The 19,640-nt window shown below is 42.5% G+C and carries 15 protein-coding genes and 1 riboswitch; of the genes, 10 read left to right on the top strand and 5 right to left on the bottom strand.

All coding sequences use genetic code 11. The features are described from left to right. Positions 1-83: 83 nt before the first annotated feature. The 4 genes from J0L60_00690 to J0L60_00705 are packed head-to-tail and all read left to right on the top strand — an operon-like array spanning position 84 to position 4,872. Entirely contained in the window at positions 84-3,104 is a 3,021-nt protein-coding gene (locus J0L60_00690; protein ID MBN8544622.1) for an SPOR domain-containing protein, read from the top strand. A gap of 16 nt (positions 3,105-3,120) precedes the next feature. Further along, positions 3,121-3,777 (top strand): MotA/TolQ/ExbB proton channel family protein, encoded by a 657-nt coding sequence (locus tag J0L60_00695; protein MBN8544623.1) that lies wholly within the window; start codon positions 3,121-3,123, stop codon positions 3,775-3,777. Positions 3,778-3,784: 7 nt separating this feature from the next. Next, positions 3,785-4,201 (top strand): biopolymer transporter ExbD, encoded by a 417-nt coding sequence (locus J0L60_00700; protein MBN8544624.1) that lies wholly within the window; start codon positions 3,785-3,787, stop codon positions 4,199-4,201. Further along, a complete protein-coding gene (locus J0L60_00705; GenBank protein ID MBN8544625.1) occupies positions 4,198-4,872 on the top strand; it encodes an energy transducer TonB in 675 nt (224 codons plus the stop codon). The genes J0L60_00700 and J0L60_00705 overlap by 4 nt, the downstream gene beginning before the upstream one ends. 7 nt (positions 4,873-4,879) lie before the next feature. Here J0L60_00705 and J0L60_00710 read toward each other — a convergent pair whose 3' ends face one another. Genes J0L60_00710 through J0L60_00720 form a run of 3 tightly spaced genes read right to left on the bottom strand, consistent with a single transcriptional unit; the run spans position 4,880 to position 6,695 of the window. Further along, entirely contained in the window at positions 4,880-5,398 is a 519-nt protein-coding gene (locus J0L60_00710; protein MBN8544626.1) for a DUF4199 family protein, read from the bottom strand. After that, entirely contained in the window at positions 5,391-5,807 is a 417-nt protein-coding gene (locus J0L60_00715; protein ID MBN8544627.1) for a DUF2085 domain-containing protein, read from the bottom strand. The genes J0L60_00710 and J0L60_00715 overlap by 8 nt, the downstream gene beginning before the upstream one ends. Before the next feature lie 42 nt (positions 5,808-5,849). Continuing rightward, entirely contained in the window at positions 5,850-6,695 is an 846-nt protein-coding gene (locus J0L60_00720; protein ID MBN8544628.1) for a hypothetical protein, read from the bottom strand. 117 nt (positions 6,696-6,812) lie between these two features. Between J0L60_00720 and J0L60_00725 the strand changes: the two genes are divergently transcribed. The 6 genes from J0L60_00725 to J0L60_00750 all read left to right on the top strand — a co-directional run bounded on the left by J0L60_00725 (position 6,813) and on the right by J0L60_00750 (position 16,839). Next, on the top strand, positions 6,813-8,357 hold the full coding sequence (locus tag J0L60_00725; protein MBN8544629.1) for an acyl-CoA carboxylase subunit beta: 1,545 nt from the start codon (positions 6,813-6,815) through the stop codon (positions 8,355-8,357). Positions 8,358-8,419: 62 nt separating this feature from the next. Continuing rightward, positions 8,420-10,585: a LysM peptidoglycan-binding domain-containing protein gene (locus J0L60_00730; GenBank protein MBN8544630.1), complete on the top strand. Its 2,166-nt coding sequence runs from the start codon at positions 8,420-8,422 to the stop codon at positions 10,583-10,585. A 34-nt stretch (positions 10,586-10,619) separates the two neighbouring features. Further along, a riboswitch (TPP riboswitch) is annotated at positions 10,620-10,711 on the top strand. A 53-nt stretch (positions 10,712-10,764) separates the two neighbouring features. After that, on the top strand, positions 10,765-13,158 hold the full coding sequence (locus J0L60_00735) for a TonB-dependent receptor (GenBank protein ID MBN8544631.1): 2,394 nt from the start codon (positions 10,765-10,767) through the stop codon (positions 13,156-13,158). Beyond that, positions 13,158-13,826, top strand: a complete 669-nt coding sequence (locus J0L60_00740) for a thiamine diphosphokinase (GenBank protein MBN8544632.1) — start codon at positions 13,158-13,160, stop codon at positions 13,824-13,826. The genes J0L60_00735 and J0L60_00740 overlap by 1 nt, the downstream gene beginning before the upstream one ends. Next, on the top strand, positions 13,780-15,198 hold the full coding sequence (locus J0L60_00745; protein ID MBN8544633.1) for a hypothetical protein: 1,419 nt from the start codon (positions 13,780-13,782) through the stop codon (positions 15,196-15,198). The genes J0L60_00740 and J0L60_00745 overlap by 47 nt, the downstream gene beginning before the upstream one ends. Positions 15,199-15,243: 45 nt before the next feature. Continuing rightward, positions 15,244-16,839: a twin-arginine translocation signal domain-containing protein gene (locus J0L60_00750; protein MBN8544634.1), complete on the top strand. Its 1,596-nt coding sequence runs from the start codon at positions 15,244-15,246 to the stop codon at positions 16,837-16,839. Between the two features lie 12 nt (positions 16,840-16,851). Here the strand turns inward: J0L60_00750 and J0L60_00755 are convergent, their stop codons facing one another. Both J0L60_00755 and J0L60_00760 read right to left on the bottom strand, forming a co-directional pair. Continuing rightward, a complete protein-coding gene (locus J0L60_00755; protein MBN8544635.1) occupies positions 16,852-18,348 on the bottom strand; it encodes a PLP-dependent transferase in 1,497 nt (498 codons plus the stop codon). Positions 18,349-18,350: 2 nt separating this feature from the next. Further along, positions 18,351-19,496 carry an aminotransferase class V-fold PLP-dependent enzyme gene (locus tag J0L60_00760; protein ID MBN8544636.1) on the bottom strand — a complete coding sequence of 382 codons (1,146 nt, stop codon included), beginning with the start codon at positions 19,494-19,496 and terminating at the stop codon, positions 18,351-18,353. Positions 19,497-19,640 lie beyond the last annotated feature (144 nt).

The following is a 19,640-nucleotide window of genomic DNA, read 5'->3' on the forward strand; positions in this document are numbered from 1 at the left end:
AGAGTTATAAGAAATAGTGAATGAACTACTTGAATTGTTTGGTATAAATTTGTTATTTTGCACATCATTTATCAGGTATTAAGATGAGCCAGTCAGGCATCCTCCAAAAGATTCTCGAAAACTTTTTCGGGAGCAGCATGCAGATGATCGATTTTCTTTCTCAATTTGAGTTTTTGGTGAAAAAACATTTTGAGTTGGATAAAGTTTACGATCTGAACGGGTTTTGTTTAGTCAAAAGGAAACTCTCTGCCGGTGGAGATGAAGAAATTTTGCAATTTCTCGACAACAAGCTCGATCTAATCGAGGAAGTCACCCTTCGAAACCGCGCATCTGAACAACTGGTGCTGAATGAATTCCTCTCGTTCAACGAAGAAGAGGAGCGGGATCTCCAGGTAGCCGTATCACCCCTGATGCGGGATTTTTTTGAGAGAACCCTCGCCCTAAATGACCCCGATTCTCCTGTCAGAAAGAGCAGCTCTCTTCCTAAAATTTTGTTGGAAGAAGAGCGAAATGGTAACCAGTACAGCGAACGACCCGATGTACCATTGTTTGAGGAGTCTGAGGACGGTTACCAAAAGGTTCATCCTGTTTCCAGAGCATTTGCGGCAGATGATGAAATTTCATTTAAACCCCCGTTTTCAGAAGAACCGGATTTGTTCTCAGAGATAGGGTTGCATCCGGAAAAAGAAGAAATTGTTGAGAAAAAGGAAGTTGTACCACTTCAGGAAGAGCCTGAACCTGTTTTTACCCACTCCTCGATTGTTACAGCAGAACCTGACGATGAAGATGAGGAGGAGTTTACAGTATTTGAAGGCGGAATGAAGGTGGCACCTGTTGAGGCAGAACCTGAAAAACTGAGTGAACCTAACGGTGATGATGCTTTGGATATTTTTATCGAAAGTCTTGTTGAACAGGACGAAAGCGGGGCACTCCCTGTTGAAGAAATTGAAGTCCCTTCCGAACCCGAAGCAACCGAATTTGAAGAGATTGTTGCAACGGATTCATCTGACTCCGAAGAAGTTGCCAAAAATGATGAGTTGGAAGAGAGTGAATCGGTTCCTGATTCACCTGAAATTACTGAGGCGTTCACTGAACCTGACTTGAATCCCGAAGAACTGCCGATCGAAATGAAAAGTGAGGATTTGATCATCGAGGCTTTACCGGAGTTTACCGAAGTAGAACCGGAGGTTGAGGAATCCGGTGAAAAACCGGAGGATACGCCCGAAGAACCAGAGGAAGTTACAGTGACCGGCGAAGAAGATTCTCCCATAAAGAATGAATTTATGTCAGAAGAAAATCCTGAAGATATTACACCGTTCCCGGTTCGCAAGCAGAGGATCAGCATTTTCGACGACATTGAGGATGAGCCGGAGGCTGAAGAAACTGTCCTACAGGATGAACATCCTGAATCTAAGCTCCAAACTGAAGAACCGACAGATTTACCACAGAAAGAAGAACTCATTCCGGAGGTGAATGAACTCCCTGAAGTCATTGAAGAGCCTGAAGAAAATGAAGAGCAACCTTCTGAACCCGTTAAGGAGGAATCGGTTGCCGAAGAAATTCCGGAAGAACAGGTCGAATCCGATGTGGTAGAGCCTGTTGTCGAAGAAATTCCGGAAGAACAGATTGAACCCGTTAAGGAGGAACCGATTGCCGAAGAGATTCCGGAAGAGAAGATCGAATCCGATGTGGTAGAACCGGTTGCCGAAGAAATTTCGGAAGAGAAGATCGAATCCGATGTGGTAGAACTGGTTGCCGAAGAAATTCCGGAAGAGACAGTTGAGCCAGTATTTCAAGAGACACCTGAAGAGACAACCGAACCCATAACGGAAGAACCGGTCGAAGTTTCAAAACCGGATTCTCAGAATGATGAAGAAGAACCTGAAAAACTGCTTTTTGATGAGTCATTTTTTGATGATGTGATCGAAACTCCGGGTACGGAAGGCAGTGTTAGCGAGGAAGAGGTACCCGCTTTTCAGGAAGAAATACCTGCTACCGAAGAACCTGTATTTTTCGAAGATTCCGTTTTCGAGACCGAAGAAAAAATCGAAGGCGAAGCCGAGCAGATACTGCATTTTGATCAGTCTGTTGTAGATCAGGAGTATCCTCCACAGGAACCTGTTGCAACAATCACTCATCAGGAAGAACTCAGTGGTGAAGTCTTTCATCATTTGGAACCCCCGGTTGCGAGGGTTGAAAGCATTGACGATTCATCTAAAAATTTGGAGTATGATTCAGGTGCGAGGATTGAAAGCTATGATAAATCATCTGAAAATTTTGAATATGATAAAGTTGAGATCCCGAACAATCAAACAGAGGAGACGGTAGAGATGAAAAGTGAGAAAAACACAGTTGAGAGTGAACCTGAAGAGAATAAGGGGACATTTTCAGTTCTGATAAAAATGTTGATTGTTTTAATAGTAATTATCGCAACTTATTTCATACTGTCCGCATCGGGGTTTTTGAAGGGTAAAAGTGCAGCCATTACCGAAGACTATTTGGCAAAGGGTGCGGTTGTTATAGGCGACAGCTCCTCGTTTGCTGACAAAAGAGAATACCCGTTCAACAGGGACACACAAAATGATTTGAATGTAACAGGAGTCAGTGTTAAATCCGGTCAATACTATGAAGTTGCTGAGAACGGGACATTAAATCCAATACAATACGATACTGCAAAAGTAAAAAATTACAAAGTTACCGTCCCACCTGACAGCCTTCTGAACAAAAATGAACCAAAAGCGAAAAAAGGCGAGAAGTCGAAGGACAAAAAAGAAAAGGAGCCGGGTAAAAAGACAGATCCCGGGAACATTGCGCTTCAGGATGCTGTAAAAAACAAGGTTAAAGAGAAAAAACTTGCTGATTATGTTTTTAAAGCAGGGAAGAAATATTATGTACAGGTGTCTGCCCACAGATCGTTTGATACCGCTGAAAATCTGGCAAAAGATCTCAGTCATAAAGGGTACAAGGCTTTTATTATGAAAATAAAGAAAGACGGTGTCGAGGGGGAAAACGGGATCTGGTATCGGGTCCGGGTGGGTCCTTTTGATAAAGAGGATAAAGCAATGGAAATTAATACTGCGTTGAATACAAAAAAGAAAAAGTAGAAACGGAAAGACATAAATGAATCTTATAGAAATGTTTTTAAAAGGCGGGGTCGTTATGTGGCCCATACTTCTCCTTTCAATAATCGGACTTGCTGTGATAATCGAGAAGTTGATCGCTTTACGCAAGGCAAAAGTAAATGTTCCGAAGTTTATTTTGACGGTTGAGACACTTCTGAGAAAAAATGATGTGGCGGGGACCATCCAGGTACTCAAGGGTGAAAGATCACCAATCGCTGCCATTATAAAAAAAGGCTTGAAGAAACACAAATACGGGTATCAGAGAGTCAGAGAAGCGATCGAAGATTCGGGAAATCAGGAAATAGCCAAACTGGAAAGAGGATTGTGGGTTTTAGCCACTGTTGCAGGTTCTGCACCACTTCTCGGATTTCTTGGAACGGTAACAGGTCTTGTTTCAGCGTTCATGACTGTAGAGCAGTTGAAGGGTACTGCCAGCCCTTCGGATCTTGCGGGCGGTATCTATGAAGCACTGATCACTACTGTTTTCGGACTCGCAGTCGGTATTCCGGCTCTTATCATTTATAACTATCTTTTGAGTTCGATAAATAAGGTTGTGCTTGACATGGAAGCCATCTCGACAGATGTGATAGATACATTGGAAGATGTAAGTCACGGCAACATTCCTCAAAAATCTCAGATAGATATCGATTTTTAGGTGAGAGATGCGATTTAAACGAAGAAACAAGCCACTCGCAGAGTTCAGTTTTTCATCTTTGACTGATGTTGTGATGCTATTGCTCATTTTTTTCATGATTACATCACAATTTGTAGTGCAATCAGGAGTTAAGGTAAAGCTCCCCGGGTCAAAAAACACAGAGCAGGTAATTCCATCGGATTATGTGGTTACAATTACCAAGGAAGGTACCTACTATGTAGGAGAGACGGTGGTTGCCGAGCCTGAACTTGAGATTAAACTGAAAGCGCTCCGTGAATCGAACGAAGAGGCAAATCTCATAATAGCATCTGACAAGGATGTTGCGATCGAAAAAGTTGTAAAAGTAATTGATGCAGCAAAAGGATCAGGCTTCGATAAATTTACTCTTCAGACTGAAAAAACCACTGAACAAGAGAAAAAGTGATTGTGAACAAGAATCGAAGTATTTCAATTGGTATTTCACTGGTTTTGCATCTGATTGGATTCGGTCTGATGTTTTTTCTCTATTTTGGCGGAAGTATGCCAAAACAGTCAAAAAGTGTGATAGTGATGGAAATCGAAACACCTCCTGAGTTAGGGGGTGAAGCAGGGAAGATGGGAGATCAGGGAGTTGAGGCAGAGACCAATGAGGAAAAAGTTGAAAAGGAAGTAAAAGACAACAAAAAAGAGGATAAAGTAAAGACTCCTGAAGCCAAAAATACCGACAAGGATGGTGTAAAAACCAAAAAGAAGGATGATTCCGGTAAAAAAGGAAATGAAGATAAAAAGGGTACCACCACCAATCCCGGAACAGGCGGAGGAACCACATACGGTACAGGCTACTCCATCGGCTGGGGAGGAAAAGGGAAGAGGGCAATATTAAGCTGGAATGTTCCCAAATATCCTGCAGGGGTGAACATAGAGGGAAATGTTGTTCTCTCTTTTACAATTCTTCCCAACGGTACTGTGGGAAGTGTGGTTCCTGTAAAAAAACTTGATCCAAAACTCGACAACCTCTGTATTACTGCTCTCAAAACCTGGCGATTTGAAAAACTGCCCGGGGGTGAGAGTTTTGTTCAGCAGGTAACGATAACATTCCCCTTCAGGCTGAGATAGCTACAAATCAAAATGATTTGTTTGATCTGTCCAATATTGCCTTACCCAAAAGCCCGCCCAACAATCCAAACAACGGATAGAATATCAAATTATTGATAAACGACATCACCGCATAAAATCCTGAGAATCCTGTATTTACAAGATCGTCTCGTGTTGCCTCAAGAATATCCATCGCCTCTTTTACAGAAGGGTCTGAACCCTGCAGAAACGGCATTTCATTCAGCATTTGTAGAATTTGAGGATATGAGTCCACGAATTCGTTATGTCTTGTTATGAATGAGATCAGAACATCAAAGGTGGTCCCAAAAAATGCAGTGAAAACCCCGGTCAGAAGCCCGAACACTAAAGCGTACGACATTTGCAAGGGGAATTTGTCGTTATTGATTCGTCTGTCTGCGTAGAGTGCAAAAATCACTGCAGCAGGAACCAGGATGCAACAGGCGGTCGATTTCAGAATTGGCACGGTGCTCAGGACACCTGCGGCAAAACCCGAGACAAGAGTGGGGAAATATTTACTGTTAACCATTAACTCTGTATTGATAATTAAATAAAAACCGATTTGAAATATATAAAAAGAGAATGTAACCGCTTAGAAATCCCGAAAATAATGCACCCCAAAGAGAATACTCGATTATGCCGGTCCATTCGAGAAGCTTGCTTGTGCCTATTGGGATGAATGCGATCAGTAAAAAATATCTGCTCAAAAACCCTTCATATCTTTTCCGGATGAAAAGAGCTGTGGTACTGCCCATAAACAGACCGGAATAGATGCCGAGGCATCTTGCACACAGATGAAGTGGAAAGCCATCGATGTGAAAACAACGGCTTTCCAAGCCGTGACAAATTCTCGAATAGAGCGACTTTGTAAAGGGGTAGATGAATTTTAGATCACCTGTATAAAAAGGTAAAAATGACACAGCAAGAAGCAGGAACAACCCTGCAACCGGAAGATATCTTGAGCGAAGAAGACGCAGCTTTCAGTTCCCTTTTTTATAGATACGAATGGAATTCTCTGTAAGAATATAGAGTATATCACCCGAAACTATTGAATCGACAAACCAGAGGTGTTCAGAAACATCCAGTTTTGTGAATTCCAGATTATGAGCGTCATTAGCGATATAAATTTCAGTTTTTGAGGTGAGGGTAACCACCCCATCGGTAGCTTTGACTGAAAGAAACCTGTCATCAAGCGGCAGTTTGTAAATGTAATTTCCGAAGAGATCGAATATAACCAGGTCTCTTCCGTCCAGTACTGCGAGGGTGTTTTTTAGTGCTGTTATCTTCCTTGGTCTGTCAAGTGTATAAAAACCTGAATTGTAACCGCCGAAATTGCCTTTGTAATCGCCAAAAAAATTGAAATAGACTATCCTCTTGTTCTCACCATCGAGAACATAAAGATCTCCCATGGCTGAAACTGTAACGGAAAGCGGATACCCGAAAACTTCGTCGTTGAGGAGGCTCTCTTTTTTGTAAACGGTTCCTGCCAGATTAAGGCTTTTGTCATATTTGTTTATCTTGTTGTTTTCTTCGTCTGCCACAAGAACATAAACCATCTCGGCACAAACATCCAGCGGGGTCGTCAGTGACCTGGAATCCCATCCGTATCCCCCCGAAGTATTAAAAACGGCGCCATCCATGTCGAGTTTTAACACCTGGCTTGCACCAAGATCGGTGACATAAAAATACCCTTCAGGAGAGAGTGAGAAAGAAGATGCCCTGTTGAAATTCCCGATCTCTTTTACAAAATTCCAGGGTTGGGAATTCAAAATTCCGGTAAAAAAGGTGACAAGGATCAAAAGCTGACGCAAAAAAGAAACAATCATATAAATTTTAAATAATTTTCATATCAGTTATAAATTAATTAAATTAGCTTTACGGAATTCTGTATTTTTCTAAAATTCCCGATAACCAACTGAAATATAAGCAGTAAGCCGAGAATAATGCATCATAAAATTGCTGAGCTCAAAGAAAAACGAGAATTGTCCCGAAAAGGGGGAGGGGAAGCGAAGCTTGCGAAGCAGCACGAACAAGGGAAACTGTCAGCCCGTGAGCGACTGGAGATTCTTCTTGATGAAGGAAGTTTCGAAGAGATTGATGTATTCGTAAAGCACCGGTCGAAAGATTTTGGTCTTGAAAAACAGACTTATTACGGGGACGGGGTTGTTACAGGTTTTGGAACAATAGAAGGAAGACCTGTTGCTGTTTACAGCCAGGATTTTACCGTATTTGGCGGATCACTTTCTGAAACACATGCAGAAAAAATCTGCAAAGTGATGAAAATGGCGATGAAAACGGGGATTCCGGTGATCGGATTGAACGATTCCGGGGGTGCCAGAATTCAGGAAGGTGTTGTAAGTCTTGGCGGGTATGCGGATATTTTTCTGCTAAATACCCTTGCAAGCGGTGTTATTCCACAAATAAGTGTTATATTGGGTCCCTGTGCCGGCGGTGCTGTTTACTCCCCGGCGATTACAGATTTTATATTTATGGTCAAGAACTCGAGTTACATGTTTGTTACGGGACCAAATGTGGTCAAGACTGTAACACATGAAGATGTAACATTCGAGGATTTGGGAGGGGCGGAGACACACTCGGTAAAGAGCGGTGTCGCACATTTTGCATTCGATAATGAGATTGAAACCTTAATGAATGTAAGGCATCTAATGAGTTTCGTTCCTTTGAATTACAAGGACAGACCATTGGAGAAGCCATTCAAAAAGGGAACCATTAAGCGGGACGAGCGTCTAAACTCTATTATACCAGACAACGCTAACAAGCCTTACGACATCAAACAGGTGATATCGTTACTCGTTGATAACGAGGAGTTTTTTGAAGTTCATGCCAATTATGCGGAAAACATCGTTTGTGGTTTTGCGAGAATGGGTGGAATGAGCATCGGAATTGTGGCTAACCAGCCATCGGTATTAGCGGGAGTGCTTGACATCAACGCTTCGGTCAAAGGGGCAAGATTCGTAAGATTTTGCGACGCTTTCAACATTCCTCTCCTCGTTTTGGAGGATGTACCGGGATTTTTGCCCGGAACTGATCAGGAATGGAACGGAATTATAAGACACGGAGCAAAACTCCTGTTTGCTTTTAGTGAAGCGACGGTTCCAAAAATAACCGTCATCACCAGAAAAGCTTACGGCGGTGCATACGATGTGATGAACTCGAAGCACATAAGAGGTGATTTTAATTTCGCCTGGCCCTCTGCAGAGATAGCGGTCATGGGTCCCAAAGGTGCAGTGGAAATAATTTTCAAAAAAGAGATTTCATCTGCCGATGATCCGGAAGCGGCTTTGGCAGAAAAACTTGACGAATACATCAAAAAGTTTGCGAATCCTTATACAGCTGCAGAGCGGGGTTTTATCGATGATGTGATAGAACCGGCAGACACAAGAATAAAATTGATAAATTCTTTTCAGTTGCTAAAAACTAAAAAGGATAAAAATCCGGGTAAAAAACATTCAAATATTCCCTTGTAGGAGAATAGAGTATCAGGCAAAAATTTATTTATTCAACAATCAAACACAACCATGGAGGTTTAATGCGTAAAGCAGCACTCCTGATATTTGCAGTTTCAGTTTTGGGGCTAACAGGCTGTATCCCCGGGACTGAAACCGCAAATACGCAGGTCACAACACCTGTAACGCAACAGAACATAAGCACACAAGACATTGTACCGCAGGAACTTGACAGAGCATATGCTTATTATCAGCAATCAGTCGAGAAAGCAAGAAAAAACTCAACTCAGGAAGCCATCAACAGCTTGACTTCTGCAGTTGAGATCATGAACGGTCTTGACAACTACCCCGGAATCGACGCAAATCCGCGTTATGCCGAGTTAAAGCTTCTCATAATGGACGAAACCAGTGAACTCGTCAACAATATCGATGAGACGATCGAAGATGTATCAGTGGATGCATTCAAAGATCTCTTAAAGAATGGCGACAAGAATCTCACTGCCGGCCATCTTCTGACTTCTGTTTCAGAAATTGAGATAGCAGCTACCAATTCCAATTCCAACTTCAATTCCGGTGAAATTCCACTTGTAATCAACGATCAGGTTGAAAAATGGATCACTTTCTACACCGGAAAAGGTAAAAACTTCTTCAAACAGTGGGTAGGAAGAACCGGAAAATATTTCCCTGTTATCATTCCGATTCTTAAGGAAGAAGGAGTTCCACTAGAGCTCGCTTACCTGACACTGATCGAAAGTGGTTTGAATCCAAATGCCCGCTCAATCGCCGGCGCAATGGGTCTCTGGCAGTTCATGAAGGGAACCGGACAGATGTACAATCTCAAAGTCGATTACAACATTGACGAGAGAAAAGACCCTGTAAAGGCGACCAGAGCTGCTGCAAGACATCTTCGCGACCTTAAGAATTCACTCGGTGACTGGCATCTTGCTCTCGCAGCTTACAATGCAGGCGAAGGCAGAATTTCCAGAGCAATGAAACGCGGTACAGAAAACACTTTCTGGGCTATCCAACAACTGCTTCCTCAGGAAACCCGTAACTATGTGCCCGCATATATTGCAGCTACACTTGTTGCCATGAATCCTGAAAAGTTCGGTTTGACCGAAATCAGTTACCAGACAACATTTGAGTATGAGTCGATCAATGTAGCAAAAGCAACTCCGCTTATCACTGTTGCGAATCTCTCCGGTGTTTCACTGACGGATATCAAAGATCTTAATCCTGAATTGTTGCAGAACAATACACCGGGTACCGGTGATTATGTACTTCGTGTGCCTAAAGGCAGCAGCAGTACGGTTCTCGCAGGTCTCCAGAACAGTAATCCGAATATTCAGCTCGCAGGCGGTGACGGAACAACAGCAACAATTCGTTACGCGATAAAGAATGACGAAAGCCTCGTTCAGGTCGCTTCCAAGTTCAATGTAACAGTTACCGAATTGAGAAAATGGAATAATATTTCAGCATTTGAGAATGCCAAAATTGGTCAGGAACTCGTAATTAATGTACCTGCATCCAAATATGAAACATACTCAGCACTCGCCGGCAACACCTCAAAAAAGAAATCTTCAACTACCATAACAGCAAACAACAACGACTCTAAAACATACTATCACACAGTGAAGTATGGCGAAACTCTCGCCGAGATTGCTGAAAAGTACAAGGTTTCGATAAACGACATAAAAAGCTGGAATGGTACCAAAATTAAAAATGGTCTCGTGTATGCAAATACATCTCTTACCATTTACACCGGTACAGTGCCTGTTTCTTATGGTGATAATGCATCAAAGAATACTGCCACTCTGAATACTTACAAGGTTCAGAACAACGACAATATTACTGCGATCGCTGCCAAATATGGTGTGTCGGTTGATGACATCAAAACCTGGAACAATCTTTCTTCGGATAAAGTGTTAGCCGGTCAGAATCTGAAAATCTATTCCAATAAAACGGTTACAGATGTAAAGACTACCGTAAAAGCCAACACGAACACCAACTACAATTACAACAAGAAGAACAACACCGCATACAAAAACAATAACAGCACCACAAAGTCAAAAACAGGTGTCAGTTATGGTAATAATTACAACAAAAAGTCGAAAACAACTGTAACTCCAAAAACGGGTACAAATACCAATAAAAAAGCTACAGTAAAAACCGGTTCGAACAACAAGACCACTAAAAAGGCAACTACAACACCAAAAACCGGAAATACGACAAAGACAAAGAAAAAATAGTTCTTTTGTTCTGAATATATTGTTTGTCAACGCTAGTTGAATGTAGGGGTGCCCTTAACGGGCTGAGATCAAACCCTTGAACCTGATCCGGGTAATTCCGGCGTAGGGAACAAATTAAAAGCCGCTTTTCAGTTACCCCTCTGAAAAACGGCTTTTTCATTTTAAATACAGGTAATAACATGTACAGATTGTTTTTTAGTTTTATCTTTTTTTCTGTCGTAACATTTTCACAGGTGACATCGGTTTTGGAAGTGGATGTGATGGACGAGGAAACGGGACAGAGACTGCAGGGTGCGGTGATAAAATTTGAGGAGTTACCGCTCGCAGGTGTGACGAACAGGGAGGGGAAATTTATTCTCAAATCAATTCCTCCGGGTGAATGGAGACTCATTTGTTCTTTTGTCGGTTTTAAGACGGAGCGCAGAGTGGTATCAATTTCGGGTGACAGGCTCACTCTTCAAATTGCAATGAAAAAAGATCTGGTTGAGATTCCCGAGGTCATTGTAAACGGTACCCGCGCAAGTGACAAGGGCAGTAGCATTTCCTTTTCCAATCTCACAAAACTTGACATTGAAAGACTTTCAATAACGAGGGATATCCCTTCCATCCTGAATACACTTCCTTCCACCTCATATTATTCAGAGTCCGGGACTGGAATTGGGTACGGCTATGTAAGAATAAGGGGTTTTGACCAGAGAAGGATTTCAGTATTAATTAATGGAGTGCCACAGAATGATCCTGAAGATCACTCTGTGTATTGGATCAATGTTTACGATCTTGCAAATTCCCTTGAGGATGTACAGGTTCAAAGGGGTTCGAGTATTTCGTTTTACGGTCCACCGGCAATAGGAGCGTCGATTAACCTGGTAACCAACAAACCCCTCGTGAATCCGGGTGTTTCATTTGAAGCAGGGATGGGAAGTTACAACACGAAAAAATATGCTTTCAGCGCCAACAGCGGTATTCTTGCAGACAGGTTTATGGTGAGAGTGAGAGGGAGCAGAGTGACAAGTGACGGTTACCGGGATTGGTCATGGTCTGAATTCTGGCGGTATTTTGTAAGTGCCTCTTATTTTGACGATATTCAAACAATATCAGTAAATGCCTATGGTGGTCCCCAGGAGGACGGTCTGGCATTCTATGGTATCAGCAAGTCTGCAAATGGTGACGAAAACACCAGGAAATATAATTACGGAGCTGCCTCACGCGACAGGGAAGTGCTTAACCAGCCACAGGTCTCTTTGGTTCATGATATTAAACTTGGCAACGACCTTTGGCTTAAGAATACTCTCTTTTTCCTGTCCGGAGACGGATTTTTTGATTTTAGCGCAAACTACGGAACAAATGATTATTTCAGGCTCGATCCGTCAATTACAATTCCGGGCGATATAATGATGCGTGCATTTGTCGATAACGACCAGTTTGGATGGTTGCCATCCATCGAATACAGGTTTTCGGGTGGTAAACTTATGGCCGGGGGTGAGATTAGATTACACCGTTCATTGCACTGGGGAAGAATTGAATCGGGTACCGGTCTGCCCTCTGATGTAGTGGGTGAAGGAGGGAACAGGAAGTTCTATGAGTATAAAGGTTCAAAGAACATCTATTCTGCTTTTGTTGGTGTTCAGAGCAAGCTGACGGAGAAGATTGATCTAATTGCACGGGTACAATCGATCTACCAGCAATACAGGCTCTATGAAGAAAAATTTGCGAATAATGATTTCACCACTCCATACTTTTTTCTCAATCCGCAACTCGGCATCAGTTATTCTCTAAACGATAAAATATCTCTCTACACTTCGCTTTCGCTCACAAGAAGAGAGCCGCCCCTGAAGAATTTGTACGAAGCTGAGTCAGCGAGTTGGGGAGTGGTTCCTCAATTTGAGAAGAAACCGGACGGGACATACGATTACAATAACCCGCTTGTAAAACCGGAATCACTTCTAAATATCGAACTGGGATCGCGATTCGCCTTTTCCGGAATGAACGGATCGATAAATCTGTATTATATGAACTTCGAAAATGAGATTGTTCCCTCGGGAGGTCTTGATGTTTTTGGTCAGCCCCGGGTGGGAAATGCTTCTAAAACTGTCCATTACGGGTTGGAATTTGAAGGATTCGCCCGTCTTCCATGGGGTTTGGTATTAAATTTTAATGGTAATTTCAGTCGTAACCGGTTCATTGATTTTACCGAATATGACGGTTTCGGAAATCCGGTTTCGCGGAACGATAATTATATTGCGAATGCTCCTGAGATTATCCTTAACGGGGGACTGACATACGGCAGTTCACTTTTTTATACTTCGTTGAGTTTCAACTTTACTGGAGCCCAGTACACGGATAATTCGACTAACCCTGATGGAGCGAAGGTTGAGGAAGTAACGGTTGATCCTTTTTCTGTAGTAAATCTCAGTGCAGGGATCAACTATGACATGTTCGGGGCGAGATTGAAATTTGTAGTAGAGGTCAATAATCTGTTCGACAAAAAATATCTGATGAATGGATTTGGATGGGATAACTTTTTCCCTGCTGCCGGCAGAAATTTCATGACAACTTTAAAGATGGAGTTATGATGACAAAAGGATGTGTTATTCTTGGCAATGGAAGGCCCCCTGCAACCGGTGATCTAAGTTTCTTTCTTGACAACGGATTTCCTGTCCTTATTTGTGCTGACGGCGGGGCAAATGTCGCGTATGATATCGGTGGAATACCTGATTACATAATCGGAGATCTTGATTCGATAAGTGAATCAATTCTAGATCATTATAAAAACAGAGTTTCGGTAATTAAAATTGAAAGACAGGACGATACCGATGTTGAAAAATGCCTTAAGTTCGCCATTGAAAAAGGGTTCACACAGTGTGCGCTGCTGGGAGTGACGGGTGACAGGCTGGATCATACGCTCAATAACATCGGACTCGCTCTTAAGTATGGCGACAAAATCAGGATTTTTATATACAGCGAGCAGTCTCTTCTTGAAGTATTTACCGGTACCCTGCAAATCGATGGGTTCCAGGGAGAAACGGTATCAATCTATGGTTTCGATTCAAATACACGGATTACAACAAAAGGATTGAAGTATCCGTTGAATGGTGAGGTGCTGCCCTTCGGTGTCAGGGACGGAACAAGTAATGAGGTACTGGAGGAAAAGTTTGAGGTAACAGCCGAAGGAGGAAATGCAATTCTGATACGGAATGCCAGGGAAGCGATTAAGGGTGGATACTTCTACGGATATGCTTGATGTAATCATCATATCGTTTGTTCTTTTAGTAACGATCGGTACAGGTTTCTACACTTCAAGAAAGTCTTCTGGTGAGGCTGACTCATATATTGTCAATGATCGTAACATGGGACTCTTTACATTTGTTGCCGTAAATGTAAGCACATGGTACGGTGGAATTCTCGGTATAGGCGAATATTCATACAGATACGGCATCTCCTCATGGTTTACTCAGGGACTGCCGTACTATATTTTTGCTTTCATCTTTGCATTTGTTTTTGCAGGAAAAGTAAGGTCGACAGGACTGCTCTCGATTCCGGCAAAACTGCGAATTGAATACAATAACAAGGTTGCAATTGTCGCTTCAATTCTGATCTTCACCATCACCTCTCCTGCGCCTTACCTGCTCACTGCGGCGCAAATAATCGCAACAATCTTTGATGTGCCCGTTGATTTGATGCTCTTCGTTATTCCAATCCCATTGATCATCTATCTCTCACTCGGTGGATTCAGATCGAACATAAAGGTTGATGTATTTCTCTTTTTCTTCATGTTTGCGGGATTCATAGCAGCGGGTATCTACCTGTTCATTACGCATGGCGGAATGCCGTTTCTTGAGCAGAGACTGCCTGCGGAACATCTCTCATTAACCGGTGGAAGCAGTTTCTTTTATCTGCTGGTGTGGTATCTTGTTGCAGCATGGACCATTGCCGATCCCGGTTTTCACCAAAGGGTTTATGCTGCAAAAACAGCTCAAATTGCGAAAAAGGGGATACTTATCTCGATACTGCTATGGGCACTGTTCGATTTCTTCACTAATGCAACAGGGCTTTTTGCACGGGCATTACTGCCTGACTTGCAGAATCCGGTATCTGCCTTTCCTGCACTTGCGGCAGGTTACTTACCGGTCGGGATTAAAGGACTTTTCCTCGCTTCACTTTTTGCAACAGTTTATACAACTCTTAACAGTTTTATCTTTCTGAGTGGCGTCACTTTCTCAAATGATATAGTCAAGGAGATCGTTCCCGCAGAAAAATTTCATCTTAAACGATATACTGCTATTGGGATGATCCTGTCAACGCTTATAGCCATCATACTTTCCCTTACTCTGCGTTCCATCGTTGATATCTGGTATTATATTGGCTCATTGTTTGTTCCCGCTTTGATTTTCCTTATCACAGGTGCATATTTTAAAAAATTCAAGCAGGGAAATGGACTCGCCATGCTACAGTTGATTTTTATTCCGGTTTCAGGTCTGATCTGGATAATCATCAAAAATAAATTACCGGCAGAATCATTTTTGTCACAAGTTGAACCAATGATCATAGGACTGTTAACAGGAGGAGTAATTTATTTGATTGGATGGCTTAAAAACCACTTTTTAACTCGCTGATCTTTCGTAAATTTCATTTTTGATTTCAATAAATAAATTTGTAAAATGACAACACGAAGAGACTTTTTAAGAGCACTTGGCATAATCACAGCTGTAACAGCTACAGGAGCGGGCAGCATTTCAATTCTTGGTTGTGGCAAGGGGAACGGACAGATTCCCAAAGCAGAGGACGACAAACCAAAACTTCCCCCCAACCCCTGGGTTGACGGTGATACAGAAGTGTTGATGTATACATTCCTTGGTAATGAGTGCAGACGGTTTTATGGCAAAGGTGATGTGAACAAGCTCAAGATAAAGTCAAAATTCAGGCTTGGATGTTCCGAGTCAGTAGTCGGTAGCAGACGAAAATCATTTTGCGGAGCCGGCTGGACGGGCACACCTACAGTCTACATGGAGGCAGGAAAGCTGATGCTTGTACTTGGCGGATATGACCAGTACTTAAGGAAGTTTGAAGCCGATGGCTTGAAGGAAGTCTGGAAGTACAAAAATAATGATATTATGAAAGGAGCCGGTTCTGTCTATATCGATACGACTGCAGCCGAACCTGATCGTATAGTTCTTCTTCAAGGAAGTCGCCTGGGAAATGGAAATTCTGTCCAGGGCAGTAAGGTCATTCCAAGTTTCAGGGCAATTTCCTACAGAACAGGGAAGGAAATATGGAAATTTAATGTCCCGAGAAGTGTCTGTTACAGTCGTGACAATGACAGTTCTCCACTTTATTTGGGTGACGGGATGATCTTCAATGCCGTTGAAAGTGGATTTGGATTCTTCCTCAGCAGTAAAATTAGTGATGCAGCCATGCTGGATGGAATCAATCAGCCCAAGGTTCTTGGGAAAGTAAAACTGTTTGAAGATTCTGATGCAGCCAAACACGGCAATAACATCGTGGTTGAAGCGAGTCCCGCAAGAATGGGTGACAGGCTTTTCATAGCCTCCGGTGCAGGACATATTTATGGAATCGATATCAAGAAAATGGCTATTGATTACGATTACTACACAGGTTCGGATATCGATGGTTCGACGGTTGTAACAAAAGAGAACAAGATTATTGCCACCATCGAAAAACAGTATATCCCGGGGAAAGGTGGAGTGCTGAAACTTGATCCTTCCAAACCTGCTGAAGATTCTGTAGAATGGTTTTTCCCGACCAAAAACACAACTGTTGCTGAATGGCAGGGTGGCATTATCGGAACTGCCGCAATCAACGATGAATACAATCCAAACAACGAATATCCTGACATCTGGATTACTTTAGCAATCGATGGCAATTTGTATGTTGGAAGCCAGCACGAACTTTCCGGTGAGACGACTCTCGACACACTCAACAAAAAGAAATGTGCTGTTCCAAAACTTCTCGCAAAAATTTATGTAGGACCTTCAATTGGCAGCCCGATTCTCACAAGTGGAAACAAAATCGTTGCCCCGACCTACAACGGACTTCATCTCGTACAGATGGAATTTGTGAAAGGTAAAAAAGGCGATGGTGAAACAGCGAAGAATGCCGCAGGTGTTGAATATGGTGTCAAGTTGAAAAAACTCGAAACATTTCATTCTGATACATCTTTTGAAGCTACACCGGTAATCTGGAACGATACGGTTTACTGTTCAAGCAGAGACGGATATCTTTATGCTCTCGGATAATTAGGCCGGATATCAGTCTGCCTTAAACAGATCCTCAAAAACAACAATCAGTTCTTCAAGAGGTTCTGTACCAACAGATATACGGATAAGTTCGGGATCAATACCGAGACCGCTGAGATATTTTCTTCCCTCAGTGGTTTTTAGAAGATCGTAATGTGCCATGTAAAAATATGGCATCCCGAGAGTGAATTCGGTGCCGAGACTAGGTCCCTGGGCAATTCTGAGCCTGTCATAGTAATTTTGCAGAGGTTTGTCGAAAACAATTGAAATCATTCCTGCAACAGAGCCTTCCCCCATCATCAACTTTTTGTAGTTCTCGGAAGAATCTTCACCAAGTGCCCAGTATAATTTTTTAATTTTTGGGTTGCCACTCAGATAATCTGCGAGTCCGGCAGTATTTGCCGAAATTTTTCCCATTCTTTCACGATACCCCTTGATCTCAAACGCCAGTCTTTGCAGTTCCCTGATGTATGGGGGTTCCACCATTTCGCTGATTGACTTTGCTACAGATCCGGAGAATTCACTCTTCCGATTGAGTACGATCGCTCCCATCAATAAATCTGCATTTCCGCAGGCATACTTTGTCAGACTTTCGATCACAATATCTGACCGGGTAAGTACCTCGACATTATACGGAGTCCCAACCGTACCGTCGACTATTAAAGGGACATCATACTGCTTTAGCAGACCGGAAATCTTAGGGAGATCAGGCGTTCTTACAAACGGATTGTTTGGTATCTCAAGGAAAAGTGCCGCCACTTCATTGCCTCTTGCTCTCAGCAACGCTTCAAGTTCCTCAACAGTTGAGACATTTGTATAGTTTGTTCCGAAATTTTTCAGAATGGAAATGGTGTCGAGGTACATCCATCCAAACTGAACAAATATTGTTCTTCCGGCTTTTGATTGTATCCCTCTGATCGATTCAAAAACAGAATAGACTGCGTTCATTCCACCGTTGGCAAGGATAATATCGCCTGAGTTGCAGGAGTAGGCATCAGAGAGGGTCTCAAGAATTATTTCGAGAGCGCTTTCCCGGCTTTCAACTTCTTCCTCATAGGGTGATTTTAATTTCCCTTCCTCGATCAGGAAATCTTCGGCTTGTCTTGATGATGGAATTATTCCTGTGTTTTGCAGGAATGACTTTACACCGGGGAGTGCTGCTGATGTTTTTTCAATTTTGATCAAAGGGAAGTGACCGTTATGATCAGTGGAAAATTCTTCTCCGAACTTATCCATCAGTAGCTTAACGGCAGAAAAGGAGGAGAGGGGCAGCACTTCATATTTGTCGTCAGTCCCTTTTCTTTCACGGTAAAGGATTACAGATTCAGTCAGAAAGTTGTTCATTCTGAATCTTGGATAACCTGCTCTCATTTTATTAATTATTTGTGGATCGCCTTCCTCATAACCGATCACATCGGAAAGAGCCGGCAGGCTTACCGAAACGGCATGTGGATTATTAAACGGGAGCGGTTCACCGCAATCAATTCTTTTAAGATACTCTGAAGCCATAATTACCTCAGTGCCTGTTCTATATCGTCGATGAGGTCATCAACGCTCTCAAGACCCGCTGATATTCTCAGAGAGGCATTTGTAATGCCAATCCCAAGCAGATCCTCATCGGAATATGAAGCGTGACTTATTCTGGCAGGTTGTTCAACTCTGGAATCCGCAGTGCCAAATGAAGCTTTCTCACCAAAGAGTTTTGTGTTCCTGACAAACTGCTCAGCCTTATGAACAGATTCCATCTGTATGGTCAACACTCCGGGACACACCTTCATCTGTTTTTTGGCCAGTTCAAACTGCGGGTGTGAAGGATGAAACGGGAATCTTACTTTTACTATGTCATTTCGTGTTGAGAAATATTCCGCAAGTTTCAGGGCACTTTGCTCCTGAATTTTCATCCGGTAGGGAAGTGTTGGCAGACCAAGGGTAATCAGAAAAGAATCAAGAGGACTTTGTGCCCTTCCTTCGGCGTTTGAAAAATATGCTATCTTTTCAGCCCATTCTCTATCCTTCGATACAACAGCCCCTGATATCACACTGCCGTGCCCTGAAATGTATTTCGTTCCGGAGAATACAGAAAAATCGGCACCCAGATCGAGCGGTTTCTGAGAAGCAAATGTTGCAAGACTGTTATCCACAGCAAAAAGGGTATCATGTTTTTTACACAATTCAGCAACTGCCTTGATATCTATAATTTTTAAGCCCGGATTTGTAGGAGACTCGCACAGCACCATCTTTACTTTTTTATTTTGCAAAATCTTTTCAACATTTGTCATATCAAGAAAATCGGTAGAGGTGACTTTCACACCGAACTTGCCACTGAATATTTTTAGAAGTCTGTAAGTGCCACCGTATGAGTCCATTTCCACCAGAATTTCATCACCCGTCGAAAGCACAGTCTCAAAAAGAAGTGCAAGTGCGGAAAGACCTGTATTTGTACAAACGCAACCGCTTCCATTTTCAGCAATAGTGAAGATTCGCTCAAGAGCTCCTCGGGTCGGGTTATCAGTTCTTGAGTAATCATATATTTTTTCGCCAGATTGTTTCTTCAGGTCGAATGTAGCAGTCTGATAAATAGGAAGGTGTGTTGCCCCGTGAGGATCTTGTATGTTGCTAAAGTCCGGGATTCTTGCGAGAAGGGTTTCTAATTCCATGGGTTTATATCTGTATATTTAGAATAATTAGTAATTATCGGTCTGAAGATCTGTTAGATCACTATATAAAGAAATTCCACAAGAAGAAAGGAAGTTAGAGAGTAATCTCATCGTTCCTGTTCTTCCTGTGGAATTTGGGAAAAT

The organism is Ignavibacteria bacterium (assembly GCA_017302895.1).
Lineage (GTDB): Bacteria > Bacteroidota > Ignavibacteria > Ignavibacteriales > Ignavibacteriaceae > UTCHB3.

What these genes read in the sequence shown, in the direction of transcription:
- J0L60_00735 (MBN8544631.1), top strand. Translation starts at nt 10,765, where the DNA reads ATGTACAGATTGTTTTTTAGTTTTATCTTTTTTTCTGTCGTAACATTT.
- J0L60_00710 (MBN8544626.1), bottom strand. Translation starts at nt 5,398, where the DNA reads ATGGTTAACAGTAAATATTTCCCCACTCTTGTCTCGGGTTTTGCCGCA.
- J0L60_00720 (MBN8544628.1), bottom strand. Translation starts at nt 6,695, where the DNA reads ATGATTGTTTCTTTTTTGCGTCAGCTTTTGATCCTTGTCACCTTTTTT.
- J0L60_00730 (MBN8544630.1), top strand. Translation starts at nt 8,420, where the DNA reads ATGCGTAAAGCAGCACTCCTGATATTTGCAGTTTCAGTTTTGGGGCTA.
- J0L60_00755 (MBN8544635.1), bottom strand. Translation starts at nt 18,348, where the DNA reads ATGGCTTCAGAGTATCTTAAAAGAATTGATTGCGGTGAACCGCTCCCG.
- J0L60_00750 (MBN8544634.1), top strand. Translation starts at nt 15,244, where the DNA reads ATGACAACACGAAGAGACTTTTTAAGAGCACTTGGCATAATCACAGCT.
- J0L60_00690 (MBN8544622.1), top strand. Translation starts at nt 84, where the DNA reads ATGAGCCAGTCAGGCATCCTCCAAAAGATTCTCGAAAACTTTTTCGGG.
- J0L60_00740 (MBN8544632.1), top strand. Translation starts at nt 13,158, where the DNA reads ATGACAAAAGGATGTGTTATTCTTGGCAATGGAAGGCCCCCTGCAACC.
- J0L60_00745 (MBN8544633.1), top strand. Translation starts at nt 13,780, where the DNA reads ATGCCAGGGAAGCGATTAAGGGTGGATACTTCTACGGATATGCTTGAT.
- J0L60_00760 (MBN8544636.1), bottom strand. Translation starts at nt 19,496, where the DNA reads ATGGAATTAGAAACCCTTCTCGCAAGAATCCCGGACTTTAGCAACATA.
- J0L60_00695 (MBN8544623.1), top strand. Translation starts at nt 3,121, where the DNA reads ATGAATCTTATAGAAATGTTTTTAAAAGGCGGGGTCGTTATGTGGCCC.
- J0L60_00725 (MBN8544629.1), top strand. Translation starts at nt 6,813, where the DNA reads ATGCATCATAAAATTGCTGAGCTCAAAGAAAAACGAGAATTGTCCCGA.
- J0L60_00700 (MBN8544624.1), top strand. Translation starts at nt 3,785, where the DNA reads ATGCGATTTAAACGAAGAAACAAGCCACTCGCAGAGTTCAGTTTTTCA.